The sequence below is a fragment of the Planktothrix sp. genome (assembly GCF_046067725.1).
Taxonomy (GTDB): Bacteria; Cyanobacteriota; Cyanobacteriia; order Cyanobacteriales; family Microcoleaceae; genus Planktothrix.
In genome coordinates this window covers 19,120-31,324 of the sequence record NZ_JBJUDF010000243.1, presented here as the reverse complement: position 1 = coordinate 31,324, position 12,205 = coordinate 19,120, and the positions used below count along the sequence as shown (strand labels likewise).

Sequence of the window (12,205 nt, the reverse complement as noted above, 5' to 3'; positions counted from 1 at the left end):
AGGGGTTATGCTGTCACTCCACCATCAAGAGGGATGGTTTTTCACCATCACGGTTATTGAGTTGTCAAGGTTCACAACCTTGCCCTACCCACATCTATTTGACTTTTGGTAGGAACGAGTCGCACGGTAAATTCGATATCGACATCTTAGCTTCATGCTGTACAATTGTATTGGTCTGCATGACTATAGCTAGGACTTTGGTAGATGTCAACCCTTTTACGAAAAGAGCGTCACAGTGTTTCGGATTTAAAGATTCATTTGGTCTGTGTGACTAAGTATCGTTGCCAAATCTTGACAGTGGAAAGCCTGATGTTAATAGAGAAGTCTTTTCGAGAAGTGGCTGAAAAAATGAATTTTCAAGTGCTGGAATTTAATGGGGAGTCAGACCTTATTCATACCTTGGTTGAATACCCTCCTAAACTCTCTATTTCTGTCATAGTAAATGCTTTAAAAGGAGTTTCCAGTCGTAGATATGGGCAAGCAGGATTCCCTAAACCCTACGGAAAAGAATCTTTATGGTCGCCTAGTTATTTTGTATCTTCAATCGGTGGCGCACCATTAGAGGTTCTGAAGTCTTACATCAAAAACCAAGAAAAGCCGTCCCTTCCTGCGTCAGGGTAAACTCCGAACGACGGGGTTTTAAACCCAAAATTTTCGATAAAAATGCTACAAAACTAATAATTGAATGAAAAAAAGGGAACAATTGAATTCAAAAAGGGAACAACTGACCTGGAAACATTGAGGATTTAGGCTTAACCATTGACTGATCACTGAGTCTGGGCGGGGGAACCCCGCTCCTACACTACCATTGAGGGGATGAGAGTAGTAAATTAACTGCTTGTTCAGGACTTAACGGTGCTGAGAAGAAATATCCTTGACCAAAATCACAATTTAATTCCCTTAATTGTGCTAATTGTTGAGCCGTTTCAATGCCTTCTGCAATGACATTCATTCCCATATTTTGAGCAATATTAATAATAACCGGAACCAAGCCTAAGTTTTCTGGGTTTCCATCTAACCCTTGAATAAAAGAACGATCAATTTTTAAGGTGTCAACTGGAAAAGAGTGCAAATAACTCAAAGAAGAATATCCAGTGCCGAAGTCATCTAAACTGAGTTGAATTTCTCGTTGTCGTAACTGATTTAAAATCACCTGTGCGGTTTTTAGATGATCCATGATGGCACTTTCTTTAATTTCTAATTTTAAACAGCGAGAATTCAGATGGGTTTCTTTAAAAATTTCATCCAGTTGACTAATTAAATTACCTTGGGTAAATTGTCGAGGAGTGAGATTAATACTAATGGTTAAGAGAAGATCTTGAAATTGTTGTTGCCAATCATAAATTTGTTTTCCGACTTGGCGCAGAACCCAATTTCTGATTTCAATAATTAAACCTGTTTCTTCAGCGACGGGAAGAAAATCAACTGGAGGAATTAAACCCCGTTGGGGGTGAACCCAACACACTAAGGCTTCAAATCCAACAATTTTTCCCGTTTTTAAAGCAATAATCGGTTGATACTTGATAGCTAATTGTTGTTCTTTAATCGCGGTGCGTAAATCCGTATCAAGCTGTAAAAATGATAAAGCATTTTGATACATAGAAGAATCAAACACTTGATAACAAGATGTTCCCCGTGATTTTGCCCGGTACATTGCCGTATCGACATCTCGTAAAATTTGTTCTGGGCGAGTATAGTCTGGTTGACTATAGGCAACTCCAATACTGGCATTAATATAGATAGGATAAGTTAAAATAGAAAACGGTTGAGATAAAATATCAATAATCGTTTCAGCCATTTTGATCGCGGTTTCAGGTGCGGTTAAATCTGTTAACAAAATCGCAAATTCATCTCCTCCAAATCGAGCTAAAATATTAACCTTTTGATGAAAAGCTTCCTCTAACCTTTGAGCGATCGCAATTAATAATTGATCGCCAACGGAATGTCCCAAGGAATCATTAATAACTTTAAAGCGATCGCAATCTAAAAATAACACGGCAAACTGATAGTTCGGATCAGCATTGAGATGATTCAGGGCGATTTCTAAACGTTGAATAAATAAAACCCGATTAGGTAAAGAAGTTAACTCATCATATAATGCTTTTTTAATCAATTGAGCATGAACCTCTTCCAGTTGTTGCGTTCGTTCCTTAACTCGTGCTTCTAATTCTGTATTTAATTCTAAAATCTTTTTACGAGCAAATTTTAAAGACAATTGATTTTGGACGCGCACTAAAACCTCATCAAATTGAAACGGTTTCGTAATATAATCTGCTGCCCCAGCGGCGAAGCCTTTGAGTTTATTCTGAACATCATCTAAAGCACTTAAAAAAATTACAGGAATTTCAGCCGTTTCAGGATTTTGTTTAATTAATTTACACACCTCATAACCATTCATCAGAGGCATCATAATATCTAATAAAATTAGATCAGGGGGTTGAATTTCAATCGCTCTTAAGGCAATTATACCATTCAAAGCTTGACGAACATCGTACCCACGACGCATGAGCATTCTTGATAATAATCGCAAGTTTTCAGGATTATCATCAATGATAAGGATGTTGCCAATGGAACTATCAACTGGGTTCTGAATCATTGTGTTTTCTGGGCTGAATCTTCAGACTGTTTAGTCCATTCCATCACTTGATCAAAGTGGAAATTATCCACTAAATCACCTAAATATTGAGCAATAACTTGATGTTCAGGTGGAATTTGACCAATTAGCTGAAGTAATAAACGATCACTGCATTGAGCCGCTGCATAATAGAGTTGTTCGACCCATTCAGACGGCATGACTTGTAACGGTGGCGGAATCACCGAGGAAGAAACACTAGGGGAATGGGATTGGGGAAAAAATTCAACAGCTTGAGGGAACGATTCGGGCGTATATTGATATTCCACCTTTAAATATTCACTTATTTTGTGCAAAAGTTCCTCTTCTTGAAAAGGGATACACAAAAAATCATCAAAACCAACGGATAAAGCCAACTGTTTATCTTCTTGAGATCCCGATGGAATCATGGCAAGAATAATCGTTTGTCGGGGAACTTCTAGCTCGAATTTAGTGTTAAGGTTGATGAACTCATTGTCTACACTTTCAACGGGAAATTTTTGGGGGCGTATTCTTTGAATGGCTTCATAACCACTCATAATCGGCATCCACATCTTCATGACAATTAAATGGGGTTTCCAAACTCGGTGAAGAATTAAACCTTCTTGACCATTTTCTGCTTCCCGTACCTGAAACCCCATCTGTTTGAGAAACTCACTCAGATGACAACGCCAAGAAATTTGATCCTCAACGATTAACAAACGATAGTTGGGTTGATTGGCGGCTAAACCAATAATTTTTCCAGCAGTAGAAATCGGTTCTTGGCGTTGAGCTTCAGCCCGTTGGACAGGAATCAGTAAGGTTAATTTTATGCCGTGATTAAAGGAACGTTCCATCACCATTGTTCCTTCCATCAAATGTAGAAATTGTTGGCTCATCGGTAAATTTAACGAGTCTGCTTCTGGAAAGGCTAAACTTCTTTGAACCGATGTAAAGGGTTTCAATAAATCCTGAATTTCTAAGGACTCCCCATTGACTAAAGTCGTTTCAATTTCAAATTCAAGTTTAATCTGATCCGAGGCTATATTCGCTGGCGAAGCAGATGGGAGAGTTTCTGAATTGGGGAGAATAGGTTTAACTCGTAGGTGTAGGGTTCCGGTTTCTGTCCAAGTCATTAAATGCCCTAAACAATTCAGCAGAATTTGTCTTAATTTATTTTCATCAGCAATAATCCATTCTGGAAGTTCCTCATGCCGTTCTAACTCAAACCGTAATCGTTTAGTCTTCAATTTTGTACTGAGTAAATCTTGAATATAATCTAACCCTTGAAATAAATTAAAGCAGGTGGGATTAAGGCTAATTTGATCCGCTTCTAGCTTAGACATTTCCAGAATATCATTGATTAAAGCTAATAAATGTTTCCCACTGCGATGAATAATTTTGATTTGTTCTTGTTGTTCATAACTCAGGCTAGAATCTCGATTCATGAGTTGAGTAAAGCCTAAAATAGCATTTAAAGGAGTGCGTAATTCATGACTCATATTCGCTAAAAATTCACTTTTAGCCCGGTTGGCAGCATCGGCGGCTTCTTTGGCTTGACAAAGTTCTTCCGATTGCTTTTGAGTGTGAGTTAATAAGGCAACTTGTTGTAAAGCGACTCCTAATTGGGCACCAATTTGTACGACTAAATTAATTTCTGATTCTTGCCATTGGCGAGGACTTGAATGTTGATATACCGTCAAAAGCCCCCACAATTTTAGCCGAGGAGAAACCGAGGAAAACGTTTGAGTAGACCCAACACTGAGAGAGACCGTTTGACAGAAAATAGGAACAATCAAATAAGATTTTACTTGCATTTTTTCTAAAAATTGCAAATAACAATTCGGAAATCCGGCTTGATCAACATCTGCAACACACAGATAACTTAAACCATCCCGATACACTCCCTCGTGAATATCTCTCAAAAAAGTATCTTGCACTCGATCTTCCTGTTTTAAGCTGGATAAAACACAATTGTCGGGTTCAATAACAGTGAAATCAAAATGGGGATCATGAAGGGTTTTATAACGTAAGGGTTGACAACCAGATGCAAAAGATTCTGCTACAAATTGACCCCGACCATCGGAATTAAATTGATAAATACCCACTCGATCACTGTTTAATTCATAGCGTAATTCTTGAGTCGTGGTGGTAAAAATTGTATCTGCATCTAAAGTTTGACGCATTCGTCCAATCATTCGAGCTAAAGTTTGTTGACGTTGGGCGGTTTCTCGTAATAGGATTTCGGCTTGTTTATTTTGAGTAATATCAATAATTAAACCATCCCATAAAATGCTACCATCAGCTTGAGGGTCAGGACGAGCATTTCCTTGTAACCATTTGATTTGACCTGGCTCGGTGATAATTCGCCAAGTATAACTCCAAGGCTGTAAAGATTCACCCGACTCACAAATAGAATTAAGAACCCCTTGAAAATCTTCTGGGTGAACTTTTTCAAATAATTGATTGACATCAATCATCGCCTGGGACGGAGATAACCCATATAAATCCCAACACCCGGAACTGACATAAGGTAAACTCATAGAACCATCAGGATGCAGCATAAATTGATAAATCATCCCAGGGATATTATCTGCCAAATTTTGATAGCGAGTTTTACTTCGTTCTAAGGCTTGTTGAGTTTCTTGAGTGGTTTCATGAATGGCAATTAATTCTCCAATCAGTTTTAGCCAATTTTGAGTTTCTATTGTCCATTCTACCATCGGATAAAAATTAATAATTCCCATAAATCCTTTGGTTTTACCGGATTTGATTAAAGGAATAAAAATCAGAGATTGACAGTGAAGAGAACGCAAAGTTTTTCGATCTTGACAAGGTAAATTTGGATAGTGATCTAAATTAGAAATTGCTAAAACTTCCTTGGGTTTAGATTGTAATTTTTGATGAATCCAAGGCAAAGTTTCAGCCGATAAAACCGGAAGAAATTTTTCTTCATTAATGGGTTCGTTGAGTCCCCATTGCGCCGTGATTATCCAAGGAGTTTGGGGAGAATTAAAATTAAAAATAAAGATCCAATCACAGCTAAGAAACTGACCGACTTCTTGCAAGGTATAACGAATTGTATTTTCTAAAGTTTCATTAATAAATAATCGGGCAATATAACTGAGAAGGTTATCCATCCGTGAGCGATATTCAAGTAATTCTTCTGCTAATTTTCGCTCTAGTTCAGCCCCGGCTCGATCTGCAAAAAATTTTAAAATAGATTCTTGACTCACCGTCAGATGTTTATTATGAGTATCGATAATAATTAATATTCCAATAATATTTTGATTAGAATCAAATAAAGGAATCCCACAATAACTTTGAGCTTGTAACTTTACTAACTCTGGATCATCAGGAAATAAAATCTGTACATTTTCGCTAAAATGACAAGACTGACCCATTTTAATCACCTGCTCACAGGGGGTTCTTGCCAAGTTATAAATTAACTGATCATACCATTTTTCCCCATTCCAAAACGCTAAGCTTTCCAATTGTGGTGGATCAGTTTTTAACAGTTTAAATACGCCAGCATAACGAACTTGTATCACTTCAGCTAAATAGTAAACACAGGAACGAAAAAAATCTTGACCTGTTTTTGAAGCTGTTGCTTCTACAATCAATTGTAAGGCTCGTTCCGTTGTTTTTTGTTCCGTAATATCCGATGCTGTTCCGGTTATACCCATTACCTTTCCCTGGGAATTATAAACCGGAAACGCATTCACTAATAAATGTACCCATTGCCCTGATTTAGAAACATGAATGACGTGATGTCGCAGTAAAGATTGACCGAAAAAAACAGGCAGAAACGCTTTTTTAACATCAGAAATTTGAGTGAGGGGAACAAAATCAGAAAATAGACGATCAATCACTTCTTCCGGTTCATATCCCATGATCGATTGAACAGCAGGATTCACAAAAGTATAACAGCCTTTTAAATTGATTGACCAAATCAGATCTTGAGAGTTTTCAACTAAATTTCGATATTTTTTTTCACTTTTTTTTAAAGCTGCTTGAGCCTTCCTCCAATCTTCTTGGGCTAATTCTTGCTCAGTAATATCATTAATAATCGATAAAATACAATTTTTTTGATCTAAACTAATTAATTCTGCTGACAACAATAAAGTTCTAATTTGACCTGTTTTCGTTCGCTGTTTAATGACTCGGTTATGAATCGAATTTTCCTGTTGAAGCTGTTGCTTGAATAAAGATTCATCTTCAGAATTAACCCACAGGTTTAAATCAGTCGCCGTGTGATTAATCACTTGAGATTTTTCATAACCGAAGCTTTTGAGAAAACTAGGATTAACATCTAAGAAATAACCCTCCTCATAGGTCATTAATGTAATTGGATTAGGGCTATTTAAAAAGGCTTTAGAAAATTTTTCTTCCAGTTGTTGACGGGTTTCTATTTCGGATCTGAGTTGCAGATTTTGAGCTTGTAATTGATGATGTAAACTTTGAATTGTTAGTTGATGGTGAATTCGAGCCAGAATTTCATCTTTTTGTAAAGGTTTGGTGAGATAATCAGCGGCTCCCATTTGGAAGGCTTTGACTTTTTCCGATACTTCTTCAATCACACTTACAAAGATAATCGGAATATGTTGAGTTTTCACATCGGCTTTCAGTCGTTGACAGACTTCATACCCATCCAAACCGGGCATCATAATATCCAATATGATGACATTGGGAACGGTCTTTTGAGCAACCTGTAATCCTAATTCTCCAGAATTAGCCAATTGAACTTGATAACCTTGCAAACTGAGGAGTTTCCCTAAATATTTTAGGTTGATTGGAGAATCATCAATGATTAAAATATTAACAGCTTGATATTCAGCTTTCATCCATCTATCCACTATCCTGATTGAGTCAGTTATCAGTCATTAGTCATCAGTCATTAATCATCAGTCAATAGTTAATCGTTTTTAGTTTGAAGTTAATTGTTACTCGTTCATCGTCAATTCGTATTGACTAAAACTAAAAACTAAAAACTAAAAACTGATGACTTATGATTAATTACTGATTCTCAACTTTTTTTAACAGTTTTGTCCGAATACATCCACCTTTCCATGTCCATTCCTCTCGTTCGTCGATGGGAACAAAATGTGCCCACAGACTACCCGGAGATACTTCGTAAAAATGCTCAATCTGTGCGCTCGCCATTTCTCCCCAAGGTGCTCTAACCTGGATCATATCCCCTAGATGGAAAGCCTCACCGAGTTGATTTTGAGCTTCTTCAAGTTCAACCCAAGGTTTACTGGGGGTTGTATCCACTCGACGGGGTTTACTAAAGGAGGGTTTACGTTGATTCGGATCAGTAATGGGACGGGAAGGACGGGGTATTTTTTCGCTTCCTGTGGATTTTTCACTTCCTGCGGGTGTGACTTGAATTTCTAGTGCCGGTTTAGGTCTAACAATGGCCGGGGTTTTTTCATCCATGAATCAATGGCTCCATTAAGATTGGGGATTGAATGTTGCTGGTTTTGATCAACATTCTAGTGCTTGCAGAGACTTCCGTGCCAAGCCAGGAATTCTATTGTTACTCAAAATATAATTTAATGCTAACCAGTCCAGGTAAACGTGCTAGGTTAGTTTTAGTCAAACTTTGACAATGTGCCAACCACCCTGAGCCTTAAGTTTGCCGACCGTTCAACCTTTGGGAATCTAATTTAACAGGGTTATTTATTTTTATTAAGAGAGATTTGATTTACCGTTTCAGGAGTCACCCAGTCATGGATAACAATCAACAAGATCTTCGTCGTAGTGCTGCCGAAAAATTTATTGAATCTTTTGATCAAGAATTATTAAGCGCATTTCAAGAATCAGAGGAAGTGACTTCGACCTCTCCAACACCACCGCCAGAAAAACCTGTATCTCCCCCTCCGGCGTTGAAAAACTCTGAGGGTATTAGTTTATTAGATTTGGAAGATGCCATTTCTGATATTGAACAATATTTACAGCAGCGACATTCAAAGAAATTGCGTTAAAAACTAATAAATTTTCTCCAATTGCCTAAAATCCCGTTCTACCTCTGCCCATAAGGCTCGATTATGGGGATCGGTTTTTAAGGCTTTTTTTAAATAATTTCTGGCTTTTTCTACCTGCTTTTCTGCAATCAATTGTCGCCCCCAACGTTGATAGGAAATTGCTTGCCATTGTCGAATTTCCGGGTCATGGGGAATGCGTTGGGCTAACCCTTCAATTAAAGCGATCGCACGGGGGAACCGTTTATATTTTAACAGATTTTGTAACTCTAAATAAGAATTTGCTTTAATTTTTTGTTCTTCTGGTGTTAATTCAGGATTAAATTGAATCGGCGGACTTTTAGCCGTAATTTTAACTTTGGGAGCTTGATGGTGAGAAACTCCCGACTCTAACCCCCCAGTTTTAGTGGAAACGGTGACAGGTTCTAATTCTGCTTCGGGTTTTGCAATTGTTAATAGAACTTTATAAGCTTCTGTAATGGCCATAAACTTTTCTCTGGCGACTTCATTCCCTGGATTAACATCAGGATGATATTGTCTCGCCAACTTCCGATAAGAAGCTTTGACCGCTTCTAAACTCGCACCAAACCTTAACCCTAATTGTCGATAATAATCTGTTGTATCCATCACTAATTCTATCAGTGATTTGATTAATTTAAGGGAGAAAATCGAAAAACTATTTCAGGGGGAATGGGTGGAGTTTCCCCCACCCTAATCTTGTCAATGAGGAACGATTAACCGGCGGTTAATGCCACTGGATTTCGTTCTTCAATCACTTGGTCAATTAAACCATAATCCTTCGCTTCTTGGGCTGAGAGGAAATAATCCCGGTCGGTATCTTTTTGAATTTTTTCCAACGATTGCCCGGTACGATTGGCTAAAATATCATTCAATAAGCTACGGATTCTCAAAATTTCTCTGGCTTCAATTTCGATATCCGTTGCTTGACCCCGTGCCCCTCCCAAGGGTTGGTGAATCATAATCCGAGCATGGGGTAAAGCCAAACGTTTTCCGGGGCTTCCTGCAGCTAATAAAAACGCCCCCATCGATGCGGCTAAACCCACACAAATCGTAATTACATCAGCTTTAATGTATTGCATGGTATCGTAAATCGCCATCCCGGCTGTCACCGATCCCCCTGGGGAATTGATATACAGATAAATCGGTTTATTAGAATCTTCCGAGTCTAAATACAGCATTTGGGCGACAATACGATTCGCTAACCCATCAGTCACTTCTTGACCTAAAAATAAAATCCGTTCAACACCCAAACGGGTGTAAATATCAATCCATCTTTCGTATTGACTACCCGGAAGACGGTAAGGAACACTCGGAACTCCAATAGGCATCGCTTTACCCCTTTTAACGTGATCTTAATCTTAAACCTTAGTTGCTAATGCAGGTAGTTCTTTCCGGCTTTTCAAGACCCGATCAATTAAACCATATTCTTTGGCTTCATCGGGTGTTAAATAAAACATCCGGTCGGTATCTTTCGTGATTTTTTCGATGGATTGTCCCGTATTTTTCGCCAGAATTTCTAACATCGTTCTCTTATTATCGAGAACTTCTTTCGCCCGAATTTGAATATCCGTTGCTTGACCTCTTGCCCCCGTTTTGGCTTGATTCAAAACAATGGTAGCATGGGGTAAACTGGCCCGATATCCTTTGGTTCCTGCGGCTAAAATCATAGCAGCCGTTCCCATCGCTTGACCAATACAAATGGTATGAACCGGAGGCTTAATATAGCCCAAGGTATCGCAAATGGCAAAGGCTTCGGTTTCAAATCCAATGGCGTCTCCTCCATACCAGGAAGTGCCCGTTGAGTTGATGTAGAAATAGATGGGCTTCTCTGGATCGTCAAACTGTAAGTAAAGCAGTTGAGCGATAATCAGTTCAGTAACATCAATCCCCACTTGACGTTTGATGTCATCGGACGAATACAGGGGAAGTCCCAGATAGACAATCCTTTCCTTCAACAGAAGGGATTCTAAATCTGGCGGGGGAGTCCGAATCGGGCTATCGGTGTAAGAATATGCCGATTGCACAGCTTGAATGGGTTCTCTCATGAGGAATTCTCATCCTTAAACTTATAAAAATAGTAGCGCAACTCCAGGTAATCCTATGAAAGTCAGTTTGCAAGCGATTCTGAGTGATCCCAACTTTGATCTGTCCCAGGCTACCAGTCAACGTCAGCTTGCCATCTCCATTTCGGCCTTTCCGTCTCAAAGCGATGCCGATGTTCCCTTAAATTTGTGCCTGATTTTAGATCATAGTGGTTCCATGAGTGGAAAACCCCTAGAAACTGTTAAACAAGCGGCGATCGAGTTAGTGGATCGATTAAAACCCGGCGATCGCATTTCGATTATAGCGTTTGATCATCGGGCTAAGCTGTTAATTCCGAATCAAGATATTAAAGATTTGGAAAATATTAAACACAAAATTAATAGTCTCAGAACATCAGGAGGAACAGCCATTGATGAAGGGCTTAAGTTGGGCATTGAGGAATTAGGAAAAGGCAAATCCGAGCGAATTTCTCAAGCGTTTTTATTAACGGATGGTGAAAACGAACACGGTGATAATAATCGCTGTTTAAAATTAGCCAAACTCGCCGCTAGTTATAACTTAACGATTAATACTTTAGGCTTTGGTGAAGATTGGAACTCTGATGTTTTAGAAGAAATTGCCGATGCGGCGGGAGGAAGTCTCGCTTATATTGAGTATCCTGAACAAGCTCTGGATGAATTTAGCCGTTTATTTAATAAAATGCAGTCGGTGAGGTTAACTAATGCTTATTTACTGTTAGATTTAATGCCAAATGTCCGGTTAGCCGAACTTAAACCCATTGCCCAAGTCGCTCCAGACACCATCGAATTACCCGTTCAAAAAGAAGGAGAAAAATGGATTGTTCGTTTAGGGGATGTGATGAAAGATGTGGAACGGGTGGTTTTAGCTAATTTATATTTAGGAACATTTCCCACCGGAAAACAAGCCATCGCCCAAGTTCAAGTCCGTTATGATGATCCATCTTTAGATTTACAAAATTTATATTCTGATTCCATTCTCGTTGAAGGTAATTTTGTTAGTTCCTATCAACCCAAAATGGATGGCTTTGTGCAACAACAAATTTTAGCTTTAGCCAAATATCGTCAAACTCAAATTGCCGAAACAAAACTGCAACAAGGCGATCGCGCTGGAGCCGCAACGATGTTACAAACCGCCGCCAAAACCGCGTTACAAATGGGAGATAAAAACGCCGCAACGGTTCTACAAACTAGCGCCACTCGTTTACAATCTGGGGAAGAATTATCCGAAGCGGATAAGAAGAAAACCCGAATTGTTTCTAAAACAGTATTAAAATAATTCCTGATTTTAGGGAACCGGGAACAGGGAATTAGAAATGTGTCAATAATTCTGTTTAGGGACTGATCAGTTAAACAGTTACATTCTGGACATTGATTATGCCGTGCGATTATTAAATACGCCAGAGGCGGAACGTCACTGGATAGCGGTGCAGGTGGCCAGTTTGGTACTTGGGAACCCGATTACAAGGACGGTAATGGTGTGAATCAATTTAAATCCAGTCTAGGGAACAGTTGAAATAAATCGAAACAGGGATTGACAAATTCAAAAA

The 12,205-nt window shown here is 38.8% G+C and carries 9 protein-coding genes; 3 read left to right on the top strand and 6 right to left on the bottom strand.

Annotation, left to right across the window (positions count from 1 at the left end; genetic code table 11):
- The first annotated feature begins 204 nt into the window (after positions 1 to 204).
- Entirely contained in the window at positions 205 to 621 is a 417-nt protein-coding gene (tnpA, locus tag ACKPEB_RS15140; RefSeq protein ID WP_408965759.1) for an IS200/IS605 family transposase, read from the top strand.
- Between the two features lie 181 nt (positions 622 to 802).
- Here the strand turns inward: tnpA and ACKPEB_RS15135 are convergent, their stop codons facing one another.
- From ACKPEB_RS15135 to ACKPEB_RS15125, 3 genes are all read right to left on the bottom strand, one after another.
- On the bottom strand, positions 803 to 2,596 hold the full coding sequence (locus tag ACKPEB_RS15135; protein ID WP_408965758.1) for a putative bifunctional diguanylate cyclase/phosphodiesterase: 1,794 nt from the start codon (positions 2,594 to 2,596) through the stop codon (positions 803 to 805).
- Positions 2,593 to 7,434, bottom strand: coding sequence for a PAS domain S-box protein (locus tag ACKPEB_RS15130; protein WP_408965757.1), 4,842 nt, complete (start codon positions 7,432 to 7,434; stop codon positions 2,593 to 2,595). The genes ACKPEB_RS15135 and ACKPEB_RS15130 overlap by 4 nt, the downstream gene beginning before the upstream one ends.
- Positions 7,435 to 7,606: 172 nt before the next feature.
- Complete coding sequence (locus ACKPEB_RS15125) at positions 7,607 to 8,029, bottom strand: hypothetical protein (RefSeq protein ID WP_408965756.1); 423 nt, start codon at positions 8,027 to 8,029, stop codon at positions 7,607 to 7,609.
- Between the two features lie 293 nt (positions 8,030 to 8,322).
- On the opposite strand from ACKPEB_RS15125, the gene ACKPEB_RS15120 reads away from it, so the two are divergent.
- Entirely contained in the window at positions 8,323 to 8,577 is a 255-nt protein-coding gene (locus ACKPEB_RS15120) for a hypothetical protein (RefSeq protein ID WP_408965755.1), read from the top strand.
- A gap of 3 nt (positions 8,578 to 8,580) precedes the next feature.
- Here ACKPEB_RS15120 and ACKPEB_RS15115 read toward each other — a convergent pair whose 3' ends face one another.
- From ACKPEB_RS15115 to ACKPEB_RS15105, 3 genes are all read right to left on the bottom strand, one after another.
- Positions 8,581 to 9,201: a DnaJ domain-containing protein gene (locus ACKPEB_RS15115; protein ID WP_408965754.1), complete on the bottom strand. Its 621-nt coding sequence runs from the start codon at positions 9,199 to 9,201 to the stop codon at positions 8,581 to 8,583.
- A gap of 107 nt (positions 9,202 to 9,308) precedes the next feature.
- A complete protein-coding gene (locus tag ACKPEB_RS15110) occupies positions 9,309 to 9,923 on the bottom strand; it encodes an ATP-dependent Clp protease proteolytic subunit (RefSeq protein WP_408965753.1) in 615 nt (204 codons plus the stop codon).
- Between the two features lie 30 nt (positions 9,924 to 9,953).
- The gene (locus ACKPEB_RS15105; RefSeq protein WP_408965752.1) at positions 9,954 to 10,640 is read right to left on the bottom strand and encodes an ATP-dependent Clp protease proteolytic subunit; all 687 of its coding nucleotides are present in this window, start codon (positions 10,638 to 10,640) and stop codon (positions 9,954 to 9,956) included.
- 55 nt (positions 10,641 to 10,695) lie between these two features.
- On the opposite strand from ACKPEB_RS15105, the gene ACKPEB_RS15100 reads away from it, so the two are divergent.
- Positions 10,696 to 11,934, top strand: coding sequence for a vWA domain-containing protein (locus ACKPEB_RS15100; protein ID WP_408965751.1), 1,239 nt, complete (start codon positions 10,696 to 10,698; stop codon positions 11,932 to 11,934).
- Positions 11,935 to 12,205 lie beyond the last annotated feature (271 nt).

Excerpts from the sequence above, each read along its gene's own strand:
- tnpA (WP_408965759.1), top strand. The coding sequence starts at position 205 with ATGTCAACCCTTTTACGAAAAGAGCGTCACAGTGTTTCGGATTTAAAG.
- ACKPEB_RS15135 (WP_408965758.1), bottom strand. The coding sequence starts at position 2,596 with ATGATTCAGAACCCAGTTGATAGTTCCATTGGCAACATCCTTATCATT.
- ACKPEB_RS15130 (WP_408965757.1), bottom strand. The coding sequence starts at position 7,434 with ATGAAAGCTGAATATCAAGCTGTTAATATTTTAATCATTGATGATTCT.
- ACKPEB_RS15125 (WP_408965756.1), bottom strand. The coding sequence starts at position 8,029 with ATGGATGAAAAAACCCCGGCCATTGTTAGACCTAAACCGGCACTAGAA.
- ACKPEB_RS15120 (WP_408965755.1), top strand. The coding sequence starts at position 8,323 with ATGGATAACAATCAACAAGATCTTCGTCGTAGTGCTGCCGAAAAATTT.
- ACKPEB_RS15115 (WP_408965754.1), bottom strand. The coding sequence starts at position 9,201 with ATGGATACAACAGATTATTATCGACAATTAGGGTTAAGGTTTGGTGCG.
- ACKPEB_RS15110 (WP_408965753.1), bottom strand. The coding sequence starts at position 9,923 with ATGCCTATTGGAGTTCCGAGTGTTCCTTACCGTCTTCCGGGTAGTCAA.
- ACKPEB_RS15105 (WP_408965752.1), bottom strand. The coding sequence starts at position 10,640 with ATGAGAGAACCCATTCAAGCTGTGCAATCGGCATATTCTTACACCGAT.
- ACKPEB_RS15100 (WP_408965751.1), top strand. The coding sequence starts at position 10,696 with ATGAAAGTCAGTTTGCAAGCGATTCTGAGTGATCCCAACTTTGATCTG.